16 protein-coding genes are annotated in these 21663 nt (G+C 41.8%); 9 read left to right on the forward strand and 7 right to left on the reverse strand.

Going from position 1 to position 21663, the window contains the following annotated elements; genetic code table 11:
* Positions 1-31: 31 nt before the first annotated feature.
* Positions 32-910 (forward strand): AEC family transporter, encoded by an 879-nt coding sequence (locus tag L3V77_RS07480; RefSeq protein WP_275136440.1) that lies wholly within the window; start codon positions 32-34, stop codon positions 908-910.
* Between the two features lie 29 nt (positions 911-939).
* On the opposite strand, the gene L3V77_RS07485 is transcribed toward L3V77_RS07480, so the two are convergent.
* Positions 940-1752, reverse strand: a complete 813-nt coding sequence (locus L3V77_RS07485) for an alpha/beta hydrolase (RefSeq protein WP_275136441.1) — start codon at positions 1750-1752, stop codon at positions 940-942.
* A 796-nt stretch (positions 1753-2548) separates the two neighbouring features.
* Between L3V77_RS07485 and L3V77_RS07490 the strand changes: the two genes are divergently transcribed.
* Positions 2549-5014 (forward strand): EAL domain-containing protein, encoded by a 2466-nt coding sequence (locus L3V77_RS07490; RefSeq protein WP_275136442.1) that lies wholly within the window; start codon positions 2549-2551, stop codon positions 5012-5014.
* Positions 5015-5192: 178 nt separating this feature from the next.
* Here the strand turns inward: L3V77_RS07490 and gltS are convergent, their stop codons facing one another.
* The 4 genes from gltS to L3V77_RS07510 all read right to left on the reverse strand — a co-directional run bounded on the left by gltS (position 5193) and on the right by L3V77_RS07510 (position 8394).
* Positions 5193-6419, reverse strand: a complete 1227-nt coding sequence (gene gltS, locus L3V77_RS07495; RefSeq protein ID WP_275136443.1) for a sodium/glutamate symporter — start codon at positions 6417-6419, stop codon at positions 5193-5195.
* A gap of 9 nt (positions 6420-6428) precedes the next feature.
* Positions 6429-7682 carry a patatin-like phospholipase family protein gene (locus L3V77_RS07500; protein ID WP_275136444.1) on the reverse strand — a complete coding sequence of 418 codons (1254 nt, stop codon included), beginning with the start codon at positions 7680-7682 and terminating at the stop codon, positions 6429-6431.
* A gap of 169 nt (positions 7683-7851) precedes the next feature.
* The gene (locus tag L3V77_RS07505) at positions 7852-8115 is read right to left on the reverse strand and encodes a hypothetical protein (RefSeq protein WP_275136445.1); all 264 of its coding nucleotides are present in this window, start codon (positions 8113-8115) and stop codon (positions 7852-7854) included.
* 111 nt (positions 8116-8226) lie between these two features.
* Positions 8227-8394, reverse strand: a complete 168-nt coding sequence (locus L3V77_RS07510; RefSeq protein WP_275136446.1) for a hypothetical protein — start codon at positions 8392-8394, stop codon at positions 8227-8229.
* A 138-nt stretch (positions 8395-8532) separates the two neighbouring features.
* Here L3V77_RS07510 and L3V77_RS07515 point away from each other — a divergent pair, with 138 nt between their 5' ends.
* The gene (locus L3V77_RS07515) at positions 8533-9393 is read left to right on the forward strand and encodes a LysR substrate-binding domain-containing protein (protein WP_275136715.1); all 861 of its coding nucleotides are present in this window, start codon (positions 8533-8535) and stop codon (positions 9391-9393) included.
* Between the two features lie 40 nt (positions 9394-9433).
* On the opposite strand, the gene L3V77_RS07520 is transcribed toward L3V77_RS07515, so the two are convergent.
* Entirely contained in the window at positions 9434-12595 is a 3162-nt protein-coding gene (locus L3V77_RS07520; RefSeq protein ID WP_275136447.1) for an HD domain-containing phosphohydrolase, read from the reverse strand.
* Positions 12596-12709: 114 nt separating this feature from the next.
* Here L3V77_RS07520 and L3V77_RS07525 point away from each other — a divergent pair, with 114 nt between their 5' ends.
* The 6 genes from L3V77_RS07525 (at position 12710) to L3V77_RS07550 (ending at position 20344) form a co-directional block, all read left to right on the forward strand.
* Positions 12710-12892 carry a hypothetical protein gene (locus L3V77_RS07525; protein WP_275136448.1) on the forward strand — a complete coding sequence of 61 codons (183 nt, stop codon included), beginning with the start codon at positions 12710-12712 and terminating at the stop codon, positions 12890-12892.
* 168 nt (positions 12893-13060) lie between these two features.
* Entirely contained in the window at positions 13061-13960 is a 900-nt protein-coding gene (locus tag L3V77_RS07530; RefSeq protein ID WP_275136449.1) for a LysR family transcriptional regulator, read from the forward strand.
* A gap of 75 nt (positions 13961-14035) precedes the next feature.
* Positions 14036-15118 carry an efflux RND transporter periplasmic adaptor subunit gene (locus L3V77_RS07535; protein WP_275136450.1) on the forward strand — a complete coding sequence of 361 codons (1083 nt, stop codon included), beginning with the start codon at positions 14036-14038 and terminating at the stop codon, positions 15116-15118.
* 9 nt (positions 15119-15127) lie between these two features.
* A complete protein-coding gene (locus tag L3V77_RS07540; protein ID WP_275136451.1) occupies positions 15128-18202 on the forward strand; it encodes an efflux RND transporter permease subunit in 3075 nt (1024 codons plus the stop codon).
* Between the two features lie 9 nt (positions 18203-18211).
* Positions 18212-19708 carry an efflux transporter outer membrane subunit gene (locus L3V77_RS07545; RefSeq protein WP_275136452.1) on the forward strand — a complete coding sequence of 499 codons (1497 nt, stop codon included), beginning with the start codon at positions 18212-18214 and terminating at the stop codon, positions 19706-19708.
* A gap of 231 nt (positions 19709-19939) precedes the next feature.
* Complete coding sequence (locus L3V77_RS07550) at positions 19940-20344, forward strand: thioesterase family protein (RefSeq protein WP_275136453.1); 405 nt, start codon at positions 19940-19942, stop codon at positions 20342-20344.
* Between the two features lie 5 nt (positions 20345-20349).
* On the opposite strand, the gene L3V77_RS07555 is transcribed toward L3V77_RS07550, so the two are convergent.
* Complete coding sequence (locus tag L3V77_RS07555; RefSeq protein WP_275136454.1) at positions 20350-21219, reverse strand: 4'-phosphopantetheinyl transferase superfamily protein; 870 nt, start codon at positions 21217-21219, stop codon at positions 20350-20352.
* Positions 21220-21663: the final 444 nt, after the last annotated feature.

Consider the following 21663-nt stretch of genomic DNA (forward strand, 5'->3'; position numbering starts at 1 on the left):
TTTATGTTTTGATGATGAATTAGGGACAAACATGTTCGAACAGGTAGTCGGGATACTGTTCCCCGTTTTCGCGCTTGTCGCAGTTGGTTTCTCTGTGGGGCGTTGGTTAAAGCCTGATTTTCGGCCGATTAACCGAATAAATATGGATGCTTTTACGCCAGCTTTGGTATTTTCTTCGCTTGTGGCCATGCCTCTTGATGCCACACAGATCCCTCTGCTTAGCGCCTCATTTATCACCGTACTGCTACCCGGAATGTTAATGTGGCCTATATGCAGATTTGCGAAGCTGAATTATAAAACGTGGACGCCTCCACAAATGTTTCGTAACGGTGGCAACTTGGCGATTCCTCTTTTTGCTTATACCTTTGGTGACAGTGCAATGGCACCTGCGGTACTTCTTTTTGTGGTGTCAGCGTGTCTGCATATTAGCTTAGGGTTAACACTGCTAACGGGTGGTAACCCGTTTAAACAGGTAGTACGCTTACCCATCTTTCTCGCGTCTATGATGGCTTTGGTACTTAACCTGTCTGGAATCGGTGTTTGGGATCCTCTCTATGATGCGACTGCATTGTTAGGTCAGGCGGCGGTACCAGTTATGCTGTTATCCCTTGGCGCTCAAATGTGCCATATGCGTTTGAGTGGTTTAAAAGTAGGTGTGCTGTGCACTTTATTGTCACTCATTACAGGCGTCGTATCATTCTCTGTTATCTATTTCTTTATCCCATTGCCTATTATGCAATTGCAAATGATGGTTCTGTTCACCATGTTGCCTCCGGCCGTTATGAATTTCTTGTTTGCTGAACGTTTTGATATTGAACCCACAAAAGTGGCGTCTATGGTCTTGTTTAGCAACTTCTTCAGTATATTAACATTACCTGTGCTGCTTACGTTTGCCCTGTCTCTTGCCTGATGACAGCGATTGTTTAGAAAAAAGAACGATTAAGGTAACTGGTTTAATAGAAGATCAATCTCACTGACGACCTCGGGTACGTTTTGCCACAGGATCAAATGCCCTTCACCTTTTACGTAACGCAAGGTCGCTTGATTTTGTTTGAGTTTTTCATACGCGAACTTTGAATTGTCCGGATCGGCGAGATCATCTTCCTCGCCGTGTAGCACTCGAATAGGCATCGTTAAGTTTGACCAATCTTGTTGGCTCAAACTAGTGAGTTGTTCAGACAATACCATCATCTCTAGGTTAGAGTTGTTCATATCCGTAGGAAGTAGCCATTGGGCAAGCAGTGTATTGGCCGCATGGTTATACCATTTAGGGTGTTCTAATTCGGGGTCAAAGGCAGAAGCGACTAAAACCATCCCTGCAATCTTACTGGATTCTATTAATGCGAGCTGAAGCGCGATGGGACTGCCAAGTGAATGACCGATTAATATGTTTTGTTTGTCATGGGATAAAAAAGGGGTGATGGCTTGTGCTTGTGTGAGCAAGGAGGTTTCGACCTGTTTGCCTGAATCACCATAACCAAGTCTATCAATGGCAATGAGTTCGGCTTTTTCCTGAAGACTTGAGTGATGTAAATAGTCGTCATAGGCCTCTTTCTCTCCCGGAGAACCATGGATGAATATTATTCTATAAGGGGCGGTAGAGGAGCCGGTCTTAGTAAAGCTTAATGTAGAATCGATATCGTTGTCTACTCGGTTACCCTCTGAGACACGAAGAGAATCCTGTGCGTTGATAACAGTGCTCACAACAAGAAAAATCAATAGTAAAGTAGAGCGAATCAATGTGTTTTTCATTGGTTACACTTATTAGTCATCAGCTGATAAAAAGTAGAGGGGATAAACGCGCGAGAACTTTCACCGTTTCATAATTTATTTTATTTGTAACTATTTTTATATTTAATGGCCCTATCATGATGAGGTATTTAATCTGGTGAGTTGCAGCATCTGAGTTCCGATAGTAAAACAGAGTGTCGAGCGTGCTTTTGGGTTTTGTAAATTCTCATCATATGGCATGTTCTCGCTACAGAATATTTTTCTGCCTGTTTAACATGTTAAGACGAATCGCCTCATTATATACTTGTTAAGTATAGTTTGCTTAACTGTTACTGCTTGGTTAATTGCGAATTGGTGGATATGCAAATGATATAACAGAAGCGACCGCTAATATTTAATTTACTAATATATATGGCTTCAAATAGTTAGAATATATTTAAAAAATCTATTTTAATTTTAAGTTGATTCACATATTCAATGAATATATTAATTAATTCCGTTTCTGTAGTTATTTTCCATGATATAACTGGTATCCTTTTTGATTAAACGTATAATTCTATGGACTTAGAGGTCAATGACAACCTTACCAAGCCTTACTGGTCCGGAGTCTACGCTATCTATATGGACAAATTTTATGCGTTTATCTCACAACAACACCTTATTGTTAGTAGACATAATGGGCGGTTAACTGTCGGGTTGTGAGTTGAATTATACGATGCCATTGAAGTGTAACCCTTGACGATGAAGTGTTTAAGTTGAATACAGCAAGCTGATATTCATATGTATAAAATAAATAAAGGTAAAGTTGATTTTATCCGTGAATAATAATTCAAATAAAGTAACGCCAATATTCCAACATGCTAATTCAGAGTTGTTGTCTATTAAATGGCAATGGAAAATTGATGAAAGTTACTTCTGTATTGAGTCTGAGTTGCTGAAAAAGCGTCTACATTTAGAGCAAACAGTGTCAACTATTGATGATTTTGTCCATATATTGTCCATAAAAAGTCAGCGAGATTTAAGACGTCTAGGTGGTCTGGTAAAAGAGATGACGATTGGTGAACAAATTAAGCCAATTCGAATATGTTTTACCACCATGGGAGGTTGTCTTAGCTATTGCTTACTCTCCGCAAAGCTATCTGACATCGGTACCATTAGTGGTGAAATTCTTCCTTTGTTTACTTCCTCTCATTTCGGCGAATTTTCCTCATTCTTTGAACAAATTTTTGAAAATCAACACCATGGAATGGTATTGACGGATGAAAGTACCGCTATTGTCGCGTGCAATGAAGAGTTTGAAGCCTCAACACAATATTCGTTGATGGAACTGATTGGCAAAGAGACCCGTATTTTTAATGCGAATAAACATGGTGATCTGTATTTTGTTGATATGTGGGAGAAAATCAATACAGAAGGCTTCTGGGTTGGGTTAATTTTAAGCAAGCGAAAAGATGGGTTAGCCATTCCTCAAGAGCTGACGATTCAACGAATAACGTCGATTCAAGAGAACATCTATTACATAGGAATGTGTCGAGATTTATCAAATTCTTTGTATCGAATTGCAGGCAGAGAGTACGGCGGTATCGAATTACTCACGCAGCTTCCTTGTGATGACGATTTTGCATTCCGATTATATGAATATTATCTCAAGATGGATGTGACAAATGGTTTGATGGTTCTAAGCTTCGAGCCAAAATTTGGTATCGATAATATATTGGAGCAAAAAAGAGAAATCGCGTCTGTACTTTCCTATCGATGTGACAATACCTTGTCGGGGTATTTGTATGGCAGTGTATTTATGATTGCGATAACGTTTTGCCAAACACAAAATAAACCTTTATCTCTGTCTATCTTGCAGGCAATAAAAGAAAAACTGTATCAAATAAGACAAGAAGTAGATGACGTTGTCTATCAATTGATTACTGATTCTGTGCTTGGCGTTTCCGTCCTTGGACTTGATACCCACGATCCTCATGATTTAATACCTCACTCTCTACATGCGATGCGTGAAAAACACAGTAATAATAGACTGAGTAAAGTGTGTTTCTATAGTGATAAGTTGCATGACAAGGTTAAGAAACGGCAACGATCAGAAAAAATTGTGGTTAATGCCATTCAGTCAAAAAGTGTTGAAGTTTACTTCCAACCAATCATCAATTCAGATAACTGGCAGGTGGGGAAGTTTGAAGCGCTATGCCGATTTAGGGATCAAAATGGTTCATTGTTAAATACGCAAGAAATGGTTCGAATTGCGGAAGAACTCAACCTTGTTGATCGGCTTGATTTGGTGGTAGCAGAAAAAGCAATTCAGAAAAGACAAAACTTAATACTGCTTTATGGTAGGGACATTGAAGTAACCATCAATATATCCCTAAATACGGAAAAACCGAGTAAATTGATTTTCGAAGATCTCAATAAATTGTTCGACAGATATGTGTCAGATCTACCGTATTTAACGGTCGAATTGACGGAGAGCGCTTACTTTGACAGCGAAGAAATTGATTCTATGGTCCTGACTGCTATCAGAACAAGAGGCGTAAAAATTGCGATCGATGATTTTGGTACCGGGTTCTCGTCGTTCACCTATTTGAAAGATAGTAATTTTGATATTCTGAAAATTGATCGAGAATTTGTAAAAAATATTACGGTAGGGTCAGCGAATTTTCATATTGTGAAAATGATTACAAATTTGGCCCATACACTAGATGTCGAAGTCGTGGCTGAAGGAGTAGAAACGATTCAAGAAGTTGTGCTTTTGAAAAGCCTTGGGGTCGACCTATTACAGGGCTTTTATTTTTCTAAACCAAAATCATTGAGTAATATTGAATCACCAGCTTTCTATCTGAATAAATTGAAAGAACTTTCGAGCTTATCGACTAATCAAAGTCGATTTGAGTTGGTTCAGTTATTGCCGTCTTTGGAACCTGGAAGTAGCCTGCAAGATATCAAAATGATTTTCGATAATACGGATTTTTCGATTGTACCGATTGTTAGCGATTCGATCTGTGTCGGTTACATCGATATTGCCACGTATAATCTCCATATAACGCCATCATTAGGTTTTCCCACTGAAACATCCTCTGATCTCAGTTCTTTACATAAAAAAGTGGAGACGATCATGATTCGTAAAATGGTAACAGTTCACGAGACGATTGTTAGTGGGGAAGTTCATGAGAAAATAAATAATGGATATGACTTTCCTTGGGTCGTTATTGACGATATGGGGCGTTATACCGGTGTTATCGAAACCAAGCGCGCTTATTTATACCTCAATAACCTCTGATGAACTCAAACGCCTTTATCTCGAACACAATTAAGCCACGAAAGACCAACAGACTCTCACCTTGAAGCCACACCTAATGGTGACTTCAAGGTCGAGATATATACGGTTAGCTCCTCATTGCCCTATAAAAATTATCTGCACGTACGGATACAGACTAATACCGTTCTAAACACCTAAACTAACTTATCCAGTTCAGAAAGTAGGGAATGATTAGTGCGTTCGCAAGGTCTATGAAAAATGCACAAACCAAAGGGACTATGATAAAAGCTTGGTGAGAATTACCATACTTTTGGGCGACAGCAGACATATTAGCCATTGCCGTCGGGGTAGAACCTAACGAAATGCCACTGAAGCCTGCGCATATAACCGCAGCGTCATAGTTTCTGCCCATGACTGGAAAAACAACGAAAATTGTGACACAAATGGCGATAATAAATTGGGCCCCAAGAATCATAAATATAGGCCCAGCAAGGTCTACCATTGCCCACAACTGCATACTCATTAATGACATCGCAAGAAAGGCGCCCAGTGCAATATCTGCAATCAACGCAATAGAGGGTTTTCCGGCTGGCCAGCGAGTACCTGTAATTCTTGGATAGGAAGCGGGAACTAAGTTAGAAATTAATATGCCAGCAAATAGGCAGGTGACAAAAAGAGGCAGTTCAAGGCCCAACGTTCCCACTCCCTCATTTAAAATAGCACCAAGAATGATACAAACATGAATCGCTAAAACAGCATCAAGGAAATCATAAGCGTTTATTGATGGTTGTGGTTTATCTATCGCTGCGCCAACATCCATTTTCTCGAATTTTTCTGGCATTAAGTTGTGTTTATTTATTAGGTATTTAGCAATCGGCCCTCCCATTATACTCGCAAGTATTAGGCCAAATGTCGCACTAGCAATACCAATTTCTATCGCGTTATCAAGTCCAAATTGCTGTGCTATTTTGGGAGACCAAGCGATCGCAGTTCCGTGACCACCAATCAAGGACACAGTACCACTTAGTAAGCCCACGGCTTTATCTTGTCCCAACCATGTAGCGATGCCTATACCGGTAAGGTTTTGGATAAACATATATCCAATCGTGATTGATAGCAGTATAAGTAGAGGCTTTCCCCCTTTAAACAGATCATTTAGGCTTGCATTGATACCAATGGTGGTAAAAAAATAAACGAGCAGCAAGTCACGCGTAGCCAAATCAAATTGAACATCTATTTCTGTTATGTAGTACAAAACCGCCAACAACACAGAGACCAAAATGCCACCGGATACAGGTTCAGGAATGCTAAATTCCTTAAGGATGCGAATGGATTGAGTGAGTCGGCGGCCAATGAATAAAACGATGATGCCTAACGTTACCGCGAGAAAAGATTCTATGTGCAATACATTTTCTATGTAGTTCATGATCTGTCCTTAAATCCTATTGATTGATGGGCTGTTTTTTATTTCGTCATATCCATACTTAATGAGGGCATCTACCTGATTTTTATCTAATTTAAAATCTGTTGGAATAGTGTTCATAGATTCGGCTTCTGTTGAGTTAGTAAGGTTTATATCTAAAAATAGCGTTTTTCGCCCGTCACTATTTTTTGACCATTGGTCCAATTTTTCAATGATTAATTGTTTTGACATGTCATTGTACCGATGAAGCTGTATGTCTGTTACCGCATTGATTGTAGTCGATGCTGACGGGGTATCAATTGTGCCATCAATTCCTGTTTTTGGTTGAGTCGATGCGTCAACGGCAATGATAACGATGGTGTCGACATTGCTGTCTAGTTTCTTGAAAAATGAGAGGTTGCTTTGTGTGATGTCATAAAAGGCGAGTAACCCTAGGTTGTCGGTAATTCCGCCGTCGACTAAATGAACGTAAGGCCGTCTCTTTTTATCCGCATAACTGTCTAAGCCCTTTAACGTGTTTTGTACATGCGGAGAATAACTGTCATTCATATCGGCGAATGTTGGCCTATCACATTGCTCAAAGTTTTTCAGTACAACGGGCTCAAAAATAATGGGTACAGCAGAAGATGCGGCCACAGCATCGGAAACAGGGTATTGATCGATATCTGAACAGACTAAATCAAAGTATTCCTGTAAAAATGAAAAGCGGACGCCACCACCTAAGTCACTAGCATTAATGATGATTAAAGGGCCATCTTCACGCATGTCTGCAAATGTTTGATCTTTAAATAGGGATTCATTGTAGAAGTTCGCTGCCGCTTGCGTCCGAGTCTGATGGGAAAAGATATATTTTGGACTCACTAATATGTCTAAAAGCCCACTAGAGATATCGCGGTAAAGAAACGCCTCTTCATACGTATCAAATATCTGATCACCGTATAATCCGTAATAGGCCGCGGTAAAACTTCCTCCAGAAACAGAACTGATCGCCATAACTTGTTCTAGCAAGCTACTATTTCCCTGAGGGGAGTTATAGTTTATCTCGCTAAGCCCTTTCAATACGCCATATGAAAGCGCCGCTGCGCGAGTTCCGCCACCAGAGAAAGTGATCAGGACGGCAGTATTAGAATCTTGTTGCTGTGATGTCTCTGAAAGCGAGTAAGAAGATTTCTGAGCGAGTCCTGCTGATTGATTGGTAATCATGCCTTTTGAACTACACCCGTTAAGTAATGCCAACAGTAGCAGGATAATGGACATTGGTTTCATGGAAATGGTCATCAAAGGTTGTGTCGTCTGCGTCTATTTTACTATTGAAATGTGATCAGGTAACGGGTTAGTGTGAAGACTCACTGTTGTATAAAACGTGACAATTAGAGTGGTATGTAGTCAGATTCGTTGTGCTTACCAGATTTCCATTTGTTTTAGTTCAAATCCATTAACCACTCTTGTCGACTAATGTCGTCGGCGCGTGACGATGGTTATGGTTATGGTTATGGTTGTCTTTGTGATTGTAAATACTGTCTTTGCTTTTTGCGTTTTTTAAGTCAAATAGCCTAGGTTGTTTTCCTTTCGACTGCTCTAACGCCGTAATTATTGTGTCTTTATTGTGCATTGCAGGCGACGATAAATGGACATCATGACCATAAGCAAGGCTAGTCATTGGAATAAGTAAAAATGATAGGAATAGGTGCTTTTTCATTGGTCGGTTTCTACATATTTGGATAAAGCATGGTATAAAAAGTGTGCCTTAAAAGTAAAAGATGCGCCCAGAGGAGAGGACACGCTTCTATAGCACACAGCCTTAACAGGATCAACGTAGCGTAACTTTTGGATTCTCAGCCGGCTTGTTTAGCAATCCAAAGAAGGCTGGGACGGTTGCTGCATCACCATCTAACGTGATGTAGCCTGCTTCAACCGCTTCAGCAAAGTCAACTTTACCAACGAGTAAACCTAGGAATACCGGTTTAGTCAGGTTCAAGGTTGCTTTTGCGTGCCCAATGAAGTTTTCGTGGAACTCTGCGACTCTGCGACACTGCGATGAACTTCTAGTGCATGCGTTTCTTCGGTATCAGAGAAGTTAAACGCGATAGTAAAGTGTTTTCCGATCTTTGTCGCGATTGTAGAAGAACGAAACTACAGCAAAGCCGCCAAGCGTTTAGGTATTAGTCAGTCGGCCGTTAGCCAAAGCGTTAACCGTTTACGAGATATTTATAAGGATAACTTGTTTATTCGGTGTAGCCATGGAGTGAAGCCTACACCTTATGCATTGGATATATATCCGGCCTTGTCTAACTCGGTAGAAAGTATCGCTAACATGCTTCCTGAGCAACGTCACTTTAACCCGATTCATTATCAACGTCAGTTTACCATTGCAGCATTGAGCGTACTCAGTTTTACGCTGTTCCCACAATTGGTTAAACGGATATTTGACCAAGCACCTTTAGTGTCAATCAAAACTGAACCTCTGTTTGGTCAAGATATGAATAGTCTGTTGCGGTCTCATCAATGTGATTTACTCATTGAGGCTGACTCAAATCGCTTCCCGCATTTACGCTCGGAAGAGATTATGCAAGATAGCTTAGTCGTCGTGAGTCGAGTAGGGCATCCACGGTTTGCTGATGGCCAACTTACGTTGGGTCGCTATCTTGAAGAGAAGCATGTCATTCACTCACAACCGGAGCAAAAAGCAGGCTATTTAGGCGATAAAGGTATAGCAGGTTTGTCTGAACGGGATGTCGCATGGCAAGCTAGTGGTATCATGGATATGTTGCCGTTAATCGCTGGAAGTGAGTGTATAGGTATCTTGCCGGGTCATTTAGCGAAGCAGTATTGCGCTTCTTTTGGATTGAAAATGCTGCAAGCGGATTTTCTGCCAACACAGATATCAGTGAGTATGTATTGGCATCCTTCGCGTACCAATGAACCGACTCACCGATGGTTAAGACAGCAATGCATATTGGCGGCGCGTGAGGGATAGCCTGCTTCGCCATCGTTCTCGTATGGTCATTAGAACGGAGTTAGTTTCCCGATTGAGCATCTAGATAAAAGCTGATATCAACGGGCACATTCTGCTCTTTGTCCAAATATTCATCGGCATAACGCAGGTAGATGCCACTTTCTAAGAATAATAGAAACAGCTGCATGTCGATATGCTCATCCAGCGCCATCTTATACATAATATCGATGGCCACACTCATCGGTTTGGCCTTTTTGTAAGGTCTATCCGCGGCGGTGAGCGCCTCGAAAATGTCTGCAACGACCAATATACGCTCTAAAACGGAGAGGTCTTCCGCTTCCAATTTGCGTGGGTATCCGGTTCCTTTCAGTGTTTCGTGGTGAGTTGTCGCATATTGAGGTACTTTTTTTAATTCATCTGGGAAGGGCAGACTTTCTAACATTTTTATGCCGCTGATCATATGTTCATTAATTTTGTAGCGATCCTCTGCGGTTAATGTTCCTTTCGATATGGACAAATTGTAGATCTCGCCCAGATTATAAAGGTGTTCAGGGACATCCATTTTGATGTTGAACTTGGCATCAATATCGACATCGTGTGTTCGAGGTATGATGTGCTCAGGCTTATCTGCGAGTAAATTTTCAACAACGGGTAAGTCATGTTTAACGGGTTCTTTGCGCCATTCCTCAACATTTGATAGACCCAAAGAGTTATCAAAATGTCTAAGCCAATGTTGATTGGCAATACGTTTTACGCGCTCTACTTTATCTGGGCTAGTGAACTCGCCTCCAACATTTATATGTGCAATGAACTCAAAGTCCTCCTGTAACTCTTTCAGTCGATTTTCTAATTCTGCTTTCGCTTGTTGCTCTGAGATATCTTGACGTAACTTATGGTTCAAGTAATCGATCTGCGCATCGCGCCACAGTACCTCAAAACGGGTACGAATTTCGTGAATACGATTGTAGTTCGTTTCTAGTTTTGTTCCCTTGTCCACGATATGTTCTGGTTGCGTGATCTTCCCACAATCATGCAACCATGCTGCAATTCTGAACTCCCTTTTTTCTTGGTCATTCGCGAATCTGAATGCCTTAAAGGCTTCTCGGTCACTCTGCTCTGCGGCTTCTGCTAACATCATCCCTATAACGGGTACTCGGTTGCAATGACCTGCGGTGTAGGGTGATTTGTCATCGATAGCCTGAGCGATTAGACGAATAAAAGACTCGATGAACTCTTCTTGCTGTTTCTCATGTTGATGAAGGTGCTCAGCCATATCATAGATAGATTCAGATAACTCCCAAACCTCCTTTATTCGGGTATTGATTAACTGAACGTTCTTGTATTTTCTCTGATTAATTTTGAGTGTTTCCGCTCTTAATTGCCTAATGGGGTGAACGATTGGCGATCCCATGATCCAAATGATAGGTAATAAAAGACACAGTAAACCCCCTGTGATCATAATGGTTTTTTTAATGCGTTCAAAAACGAGTTCAAGGACGGCCGATTTTGGGATGGTGATAGCAAAGTACTCTTGATGACCCTGATAGTTGACGGGTTGAACGTAAAAATATCGTTCAACACCGTCTATGTCGCGCATGACTAACTTCCCGTAGGATGCTTCATCGTTGATCAAATTGTAAAGCTCATCATAGGGGATGACTCTATCGTTGACGACAGTGTTTACTTGCAATGGTTGCAACCATTTTTTATAAAGCGTCTTTTTTTGCTCGGGTGTAATACGACCGATTGCTTTATTGATAATATCGATTAGTGCCGAATTTTCTGGTTGAACCACTATATGGAAATCGGAATTGTAGTGTTGATCAAATGGCGTGATGTTCGTTAATATTTTGACATTTTGGATGAAGTACTGTTTTTTTGCCTGACGTAATATTGCAGCGCTATCAATGACCGCATCAACCTTTCCATTTTCTAACATACGGACAGCGTCAACAAGTTCGTTTACTTCAATAAGCTTGATGGTGGGAAAATCATTCTTAAGCTTTGGAATGATCGACCAACCGGACAAAATCGCAACCCTCTGCTCAGACAATGCAGATAAGTCGTCAAACTTGTCACGACCAATGGGAACTAAAACACCAAAAGGTAATGAGTAGATAGGGTCACTGTAAACGCCTTTGACATAGCCATTGGGGTTGTTTTGCAAAGAGTGTAAAACATCGAGAGAACCGTTGTTAAAAAGGTCAACTAGCTCATTCCAGTTGAACCCGTTGATAAACTCGAACTTAAGTCCGGTGAGCTGAGAAATAGTGGTAAGTAAGTCAATGGCATACCCTTTTGGTTCTCCTGAAACAGAATAGTCTATTGGCCCCCATGCGTTCTGATTGGACACTTTTAGAGAGAGCGTGTTATCTATTAAAAGTTGTTCTTGTGGAGAGAATTGAATTGGATCCAATACTGGTAATGGTGATTCATTTTTAACGATGGCATTACTCGCTAAAATCTCGCCAGTCGGACGAAATAAGAAGGCTTCAGTATTGTACCCATCCAGAGCAGAACGCAACTTACCAGACAATGTCGACAATAGAACATCGACACCGACAACTGCGCCAGTAGCGCCCACTTTTACGGAAAAAGTTTGTCCCGGTATTTTCAAAATTTGAAATAAATAAGGGTCGGTTTTTTTAACTTGAGTTGTGGATGAGTTGTTGTACCAAGGACGCTGAGTAGGAAAGTAGTTGCTTATTTCCGGTTTGATCTCTCGTATTCTAAATTGGTCATTCAAGTAAATTGTTTTTTTTATACGATTTTGGCCTTCACCTGCGACCATTATGACAACCCAACGATCCTTAGGTTTCGCGCCAATTCTAAGACGAACTTGTTCGGAGGATTGTAAATTGATCAGTTGATAAAAATTATCGTCTGGCCGGCCTACGTAGATACTATAGATCTCGTTATTAGCCTTAAGGGCGATAGAAAATATACTCATCCAATCCGTTGAATTACGATCCATTTGCCCCACTAAATTAGACAATAACTCTGTGGTGTGTGTCATTCTCGCATCGAGTTCATTCACATGGCGACTGACTTCGGCCGCGACGGTGGAATATTGATTTATCGCCCGCTCTTCAGCAAATTTGGAGCTGAAATAGTATTGCATCGAGACAGCGATAGTTGCGGTGAGGATGCTTGCAAGCAGGAACATCACACCTACAGTAATCCGGAATGAAAATCTTGACGTTGTCGAAGCGAAATTATCCATAATAAACGCGTGTGCCTTTTGATGTTTCTCATTATTTTTTGTCTAGCCGATTTAATAAATAGGTTAGTTTTTCTTGTTTTACAAGGTACTCAAGCTATATAAAAGGTCAGCGACGTGGCAACGCTTGGTCTCATTGCCGCTTTAGACCTAACCTTGAGTGAAGAATTCGTAGTTAGTACTGAAGCCATCTCTCTAATGCTCAATATGACGACAGCGATGACCAGTTCAATTAGTGTAATTTCTGAAACGGAGCGCTTTTCTATTTTTACCTCAATGAATGGGGTCATATGGCAATGATAGATTGGCGGCTATTCAACGGTTAGCGGTACATAACCAGCCCAATATTTTTCTGTCTTATGCGCAGAAGGGTAAAAGGCTATTCATACAATGACCATATCAATATTCGTGATTTTGCGTAACAATAAAAGGGTATGGTTTTTTTCGAAAAAAAAGAAGGAATAGTGGTTGAAAATAAGTGACCTGAAATTGTTTATAAAGGTGGTTGAGTTGGGCAGTTTTACTGCGGCGGCCAATGCGTTGGATTTACCCAGAGCAAATGTGAGTCGTCGTATTAATGATCTGGAAGGCGCATTGCGGACACCACTTTTTCACCGTACTACGCGCAGCTTATCACTGACCAATCAAGGTGAGTCTTATTATCATGATCTGCTGAAAGCGATCAAGATGATTGATTCCGCTAATCAGGCCTTGATCCATAATGCGGATACAATCAAAGGCAAGGTCAAGCTTGGTTTAGTCTCAGAGACGCACGATATCATTCAGCCAATCTTATTTCGGTTTCTTGATCAGTACCCTGATGTTGAACTTGATGTAAGGGTAATTAATAACGGCTTTATTGATATGCACAATCAAGGCCTAGATATTTCTTTCCATGGGGGCGAGCTCATCGATTCGGATTTAGTTGCTCGAAAGCTTTTACAGCTTGATCGGTGTTTAGTTGTGTCGCCAAGCTATGTTGAGAAACATGGACGACCATCTTCACTGGAAGATTTATTGAACCATTTGGCAATATGTCTACGATGGCCAACAGGTGAGGTCGATCGGAGATGGCACTTTGCTGACACCAGTATTACCGTTAATTCAAAGTTAGTGTCTAACAGTGTCGCGTTTTTGAAAAGTGCGGCTATCTCTGGAAGAGGCATTGCATTTTTGCCCAAAATCTTGGTGGCAGATAAGATCGCGGATGGTACATTAATCCAAATATTAAGCGAATCATCTGCAAATGAAGAACATGGTTATATACTTTACAACCAGCCGAAAACACTCAACCTCGCAACCAAAACACTGATTGATTACCTGTTAGTCGAAGTGCCAAAACAGATTTTATTGTCACAAAATCCGTGACAGTAAGAATTGGAGATGATGGATTATCTCCACTAGATTTATGACTAGAATAGCTCGCAACTTAAGGAGCTATTTATGAATAACCTAACCCATCTTATTTTCTGCTCGGCAGCCGCCGTATTTCTAACTGGTTGTAACCAGACTCAAGGGGCCGATAATGACGAACTTGAGCAACGAACCCTGCAAGTCGTCCAGCTCCAAAACCCCAATGAATCAATGACGAAAACCTTCAACGGTACGGTTCATTCTCATGAACAAGCCGGTTTGGCTTTTCGTGTCCCTGGAACCATAGAACAAATGTTGTTTAACAAGGGCGATTCGATAACACAAGATCAGGTTATCGCGCGCCTCGACCCTCATGATTATCAGGTGACGTTAGAAGAACTTGAGGCCAGAAAACTTGAAGCCCAATCAGCCCATAAGCTCGCGAAGTCAGAGCTTAAACGAGTAAAGCAAGCAACGAATGATGATGCTATTGCCCGTGTGAATCTTGATCGTGCAATCAGTGGATACGAACGTTCCCTTTCGGCCTTAAAAGTTGTAGACAAAAATATCCAACGCGCGAAAGATATATTGAAGTATACCGAGTTGAGAGCCCCATTTGATGGCGTTATAGCAAGCGTAGATTTTGAACAATATGAGCAGGCATTGCCTGGTGTCTCGATTGTCACATTGCAAAATAACAATGTATTAGAGATTGAAGTAGATGTGCCTGAAAACTTGATTGGGCTTTTCAATATAGGCCAACATGGTTCAGTATCTTGGTATGAGTCGAGCGCGCCCCTCAACGCTCGCGTGGTTGAAATCGCTCCAGTGCCCCACCTAATAAAGCAAACCTATTCCGTGATATACGCCATCGACCACCCAAGTGCGTCGGTATTTCCTGGAAAGTCTGTCACTGTGACGACGCAAGTCGGCGATTCCAACAGTGCCTACTGCGTACCTTACTCCGCTGTTGTTGGTCAAAAAGATAGTCTGTTCGTTAATCTGATTCGAGAAGAGCAGGTAATTAAAACACATGTCGAACTGACGTCATTGGACGCATATCAAGCCTGTGTCACAGGTGCAATAGGTAGTGGTGATTATGTCGTTGTGAGTGGATCGAATTACCTTAGTGATGGTGATAGTGCCAAAAAGCTAATCATAAGAAATCAATAAGGATTAATCATGTTCAATTTAGCTGAGTTTGCTATTCGTCAACGAACATTTGTTATGTTCTTTATCGTCATAAGCATCGTTGCAGGCCTCTATTCATATTTTGATTTAGGTAAGCTTGAGGACCCAAGCTTTACGGTAAAAACAGCGGTCGTTGTGACGCTTTACCCCGGCGCCTCTGCACAAGAAGTAGAGGCACAAGTTACGGATACGATAGAAACCAAGCTTCAAGAAATGGGTGAACTCAACCGCCTACGTTCGTTATCAAGACCGGGTGTGTCTATGGTATTTGTGGATATCAAAGAGAGCCTTAACTCGAAAGCGCTACCACAACAGTGGGATTTACTGCGTCGAAAGGTCGACGACGTCAAGTTATCGCTCCCAAGTACTGCACAGATCAGTATTGTTCAGGATGAATTTTCAGAAGTCTATGGCATGCTTTTCGCCATTCATAGCAACGACGCTAACCCTGAAGAACTGCGTAGATATGGGGAAGAGTTACAACGTCAGATAAAAAGTGTCACCGGGATAAAAAAAGTCGAGTTGCATGGTGTCCAAGCACGAACGGTTTATATTGATACGCCAGATGAACGGCTTTCTCAATATGGTCTCTCTCTCGCTCAGGTCTGGAGTCAACTGAATAGCCAAAACATGACATTCGAAGCGGGCAAGTTCGACGTTGGCAACGAACGCGTTAGGGTTCATCAAAGCAGTGAGTTTCAATCCCTTGACGATATTCGTAACTTAGTCATAAAAGGCGGAGTGAGTAATCTTGGTTCTTCTCTCATTCGTTTAGGCGATATTGCTGATGTCACCATGGGATACCATACTCCCGCCTTGGTAGAAAACCGATTCAATAGTGAACCATCTGTGACACTAGCAGTGAGTCCGGCTCAAGGCATTAATGTGGTGTCATTAGGTGGCACAATCACATCAATTATTGACAACTATCAAGCCAGTTTACCTCTGGGCGTTGAGATTACGAAAGTGGCTTTTCAACCTGCAGAAGTGCAGAAATCTATCGATAACTTTGTCGGTAATCTTCTCGAAAGTGTTGGCATCGTATTTATCGTGTTATTGATATTCATGGGCTTTAAGAGTGCTGCTATTGTTGGCGGTAGTTTGCTATTAACCATATTGCTGACGCTTGTTTATATGAATTTCGCTGATATTTCGTTACACCGTGTCTCATTAGGTACCTTCATTCTAGCCTTGGGAATGTTAGTCGATAATGCGATTGTGGTTACCGATATGATGATTGCGAAGCTAAATAAGGGTATGGAAAGAACAAAAGCCGCAATAGAGGCAGTGAAAGAAACTGCAACGCCACTGCTTGGTGCCACGATCATTGCCATCATGGGCGCTAGCCCGGTATTGTTTTCCAAAACGGATGCCGCTGAATTTGCGGGCTCTGTATTCTATATTATCGCGTCATCGCTATTGCTGTCTTGGTTAGTCGCCGTCACGTTTACCGCTTTGATGTGTTGGATTTTTATTAAGCCGACGAAACAATCCGGTGCAAAGAAAACCAGTCATTACAAAAAACTGGTAGGTTGGACTGTCGACCATCCGGTCAAAACATTGAGTGCTTTGATACCACTTATCGTCGTTACCGTCGTAGCGATACCGCATGTCGCGATCAATTTTATACCGCAATCAGATCGTCCTATCGTGTTCCTAGATTATTGGCTACCAAATGGTGCAAAAATAGAGCAGACGTCTAGTGATATGAAAAAAATTGAGAACTGGTTGTTAGAGCAACCCGAAGTAGAAAGTATTTCTTCTTCGATTGGTGCAAGTGTGCCTAGATTTTCTGTGACAGTAGAACCTGAACCGTTGGATCCTGCATATGGTCAGGTTCTAATAAATGTACGAAATTTCCAAGCAATTTCTACACTGGTCGAGCGGGGAGACAAATGGTTGTTGACGGAATTTTCTGATGCAGAACCTCGTTTTAGGGGCTTAAAGTTAGCCACCTCAGACAAATACTCTGTCGAAGCGCGGTTTTCTGGTCCGGATGTCGATGTTCTTCACGATTTGGCGAATCAAGCAAAAACCATCATGGCAACGCATCCAGATGCCAAATATGTAAGAGATGACTGGCGTCAACAAAGCAAAGTTTTAAAACCGATCATTAATCAAGAAAAAGCGCGTCGTTCAGGCATTAACCGAGCAGACATTGCTTTTGCAATGAAGAGGGCGTCTGACGGAATGCCGTTAGGACAAATGAACCTAAATGACGAGCTGATCCCAATTCAATTACGCGCGTCAAAACAAACCATGTCATCACTCGAAACGTTACCAGTGAAATCTCTACTTGGACTGCATACGGTTCCGCTTGGACAGGTGGTGGATGGGTTTGAACTCAACACCGAAGAAAGCATGATATGGCGCCGTGACAGAGTAAAAACGATAACCGCTCAAGCTGGCGTTGAACGTACTACAACACCCGCCAACGTTCGAAATTCGGTGCTTGCACAAATTGAAGCCATTGAATTACCGCAAGGTTATAGCATGGAGTGGGGTGGGGAATATTATGATGAGAATAAAGCGGTCACAGACATCATGAAGCAGTTACCTAAAGCACTGTTAATAATGGTACTTATTCTGGTGTATATGTTCAATGGATTTAAGCAACCGGTTATTATCATGTCCACTATACCGTTGGCCGCAACTGGTGCGACGTTTGCGCTACTGAGTTTTGACAAACCGTTTGGGTTTATGGCGTTGATTGGTGCGATCACCTTGATGGGTATGATTATCAAAAACGGTATCGTGTTGATCGATCAAATTGAGCTCGAACGAGCCAACGGTCGATCGGTATCAGACGCAATTAAAGAAGCAACAATCAATCGTACATTGGCCATATCTATGGGGGCGTTGACGACGGCATTCGGCATGATACCACTGCTAAGTGACCTCTTGTTTGACCAGATGGCTGCGACGATCATCGGTGGTCTGGCCGCTGCAACCGTGTTATCGCTTTTTGTAATGCCTGCATTATATAAATTGGCTTACAAAGAAAATAAGGCAGAATCAAAAAGTCAGGTGCCTGAGCCTTCTGTTTTAGACATTCAACAAGTGTAGGGGAATAAAATGAAATATTTTAAATTTTATCGCAAGATGTCGTCAATGTTCGCTCCTATCGCATTGGCTGTTATGTTAACAGGTTGCGCCGTCGGCCCTGAATATAAAGAACCAACGGTTTCTATGGCTGAAAGTTATTTATATGTTGAGAGTAATGAGAGTGTGCAAACAGATCATTGGTGGAGCCAGTTTAACGACTCTACTTTGAACGCGCTTGTTACTGATGTTCAACAGCAAAATGTGCCCTTAAAAATGGCCGCGCAACGTATTAAAATGGCAAGTAGCTACAAATCGATGGTCGACTCTTTCAAGGTACCAACCATCAATGTTGGTGCGGGGTATTACAACTATCAATTGAGTAAAAATGATTCGCTAACGGGACCGGTACTCTCGCCATTAGGAGAGAGTACCAACGCACTACCGCCTAGTTTGAGCAACACCACTTTGCTTGATAATCAACACGATGGTGGTTTTCTCGGAGCAAGTGTTACGTGGGAACTCGATATCTTGGGGCGTATTGACCATCAATCGAATGCCGCCGAAATACGGGTAGAACAAGCAGGTCTATACGCCGATGGATTAACCACGTTAATCACCGCAGACATCATCCATAACTATTTACAGTACCTAGGAGCCCAAGAGCGAATTCATCTCGCAGAGTTGAATATTGAGGACCAGAAAAAGAGTTTAGCATTGATCGAGAAAGTGGTGAGTAATGGCTATGGTTCCGAGCTCGATTTGGTTCATGCTAAAGCCTCATTGGCTGCAATGGAATCCATCATTCCTCAACTAGAGATCGCTCAACAGGTCCATAAAAGGCGCATCGCAACCTTATTGGGTGAGCCTTTATCTCAGGTTGATATTAGGTTGGCGAGTAGCGAAACACTGCCTGATATGAATGGGGTTATTCCGGTCGGATTACCTTCAGATCTGCTTCAGCGACGTCCAGATATTAGGATCGCAGAACGCGAAATGGCGGCGATCAATGAAGACGTCGCAGCCAGTATAGCTAACCGTTATCCTAAATTTTTCTTAACGGGCGCGCCGGGTGTTTCTGCCAGTAGTTTTGACGACCTGTTTAGTAGTGATTCTGTCGGTTGGATTGGCTCTGCTGGAGTGAGTTGGAATGTGTTTGATGGTGGCAGAGGTAAAGCCATGGTAGAACTAAACGAAGCGAGATTTGACGCTGCGATTCTAGGTTATGAATATGCTGTTGACTCTGCTATCACTGAAGTGGATTCAATGTTATTTGCCTATGGAAGAAGCCAAGAAAATGAAGATCGAATTGACCAAGCGTTAAAGGCATCTGAAAAGGCAGTAAGTAAAGCGGTGTCCCTTTATAATGCTGGCCTTATCGACCACCTTTCAGTACTTGATGCTCAGAGACAAAAGCGTGTGATTGAAGACCGACAGGTTGCTGCTCGTTTACAAGTCGCACAGGTTACCGTAGGTGTGTATAAGTCATTGGGAGGCGACTGGAAAATAGATACGGAGATTGGCGATTGATCTAACGTCAATGCCCCAAACGTCATAAGTAACATATAAAGAAGAGCAGGCCATTTATTCCAATTGACCTGCTCTTTTTATCGACGTTTCTAATGCTCTACTGCACACAACTCATATGACCAGCATAATAATTATTAAGTTCGAATCGAGTCTCAGGTAAAGTGCAGCTCTCAGTCGTGTAGAATAACAAAATGGCACTTAGCCTTAATAAATCGAGAGACATAGCCACTAATGAGCAAAATACACCATCATCCAGTACAGATATATTATGAAGATACCGACCATTCAGGCGTGGTTTATCATCCTAACTTCCTGAAGTATTTCGAACGTGCACGCGAGCATGTTATCGATAGTGACAAGTTGGCGGCTTTGTGGAACGAGCATGGCCTAGGGTTTGCGGTATACAAAGCAAATATGATTTTTCAAGATGGCGTAGAGTTTGCGGAGATTTGTGATATTCGTACATCCTTTGAGTTAGATGGTAAATACAAAACCTTGTGGCGGCAAGAAATCTGGCGTCCTCAAGCAACCCGAGCGGCCGTTATTGGTGATATAGAGATGGTCTGTTTAGATAAAGAAAAGCGGCTGCAACCTATCCCCAATGCGATTCTGACATCAATGATGAATGGGGATTAGTTTAATCAATGGCTGTCTGTTGATAAGAGGAGTTGACTTGGGTCTATCAATGTCGCGTTTAGTTTCATTGGCTTGGTGCCATTACCGAGCGTGACGGCAAAACGATACTGTTCATTTAACCGGCCTAAGCAAGACTGCCAATTAGGTTGATTGTTCGGTTGGCTAGCGAGCAAGCTTTCCTTGTTTTCAATGAAGTAGGGTGTTATTCCTCGGTAAAATTCTACTTCTCTGTATTGCTCTTCTTGACCCAACGAGGATTCGGACTTCGTTGTTTGAATAAGCAGCCATTCTTTTTGTGTCATCGTTAAATCAAATCCAAACGACTTCAATGATTTCGCCAGTCCTTGCCCTGTTGCTTTTATATACGACTCTTTTAATACCCAAAGATCAAAAAAACGCTGTCTTTGTTGGTTTTGTGGCAGTGTCAATAAATCGCTGGCTTCTTGGGCTGAGAAATAGTGATTGAGGATGGGGTCAATGTTGGTACTCGGTCTAGCGTGTTCAATGTCTACGCCCAGTTGTAGAGTCCCATTGTTCGCTATTACGACGCCAATGAGCAGATAGTCGCCGCTATGGCTTAAATTAAACTCAATGCCTGTATGAGTGCGTTGGTTGGTGATCAATGTTGGCTTTCCATTTTTCCCATATTTAAATTGCCATTTATCAGGCGCAATAGGGGCGTATTGTGACAATACCGCCCGTAGTAAACAACGAACATAGAGGGCTTTCGTTCTCGACTCATGTTGCCTATAACGCGCCACTTTGTTCTGCTCATCCTCAGAGAGCCAACATTTCATGTTTTCCGTCAGGCTATCGCCGTCATCCAGTTGGGTAAGAGAGAAAAACCAGAGTTGAATGAGAGGAGTAGCAGACACGATGAAACCTTGAGAAGAAAACGTATCACCCATTGTGACGGTTTTACGATTGAAACAACAGATCAAAAACAGCGAATTAATAGAGTCAAACAGCGTCAAGGACGAATACTTCAGAGATTACTCAGATTTGCCGCTGTTCATTTCAAATTTTGAACATACTGAGAATAGAATGCACGAGAATAATGAATGAAAATGAATTTGTTTAGAGAATAAATCACTGATTAAAAACTTGTTACATAGGAATCATTCTATTTTTGAGTCGTACGTCACCTTTTGATTTGATTTAGAGTGTTTGCACTAATTTTTATCGTAAAGGTGCTATTAATCAATTGGTTAGAGCAATTAAGTTTGCAATAATATAGACTACAAAAATTTTAACTGGTCTGAGGAGGAGTCGGCTTCACGTCAGACGATTGTATCAAAACGCGACCTCGGGTAACCTGC

It is taken from the genome of Vibrio sp. DW001, from assembly GCF_029016285.1.
Lineage (GTDB): Bacteria > Pseudomonadota > Gammaproteobacteria > Enterobacterales > Vibrionaceae > Vibrio.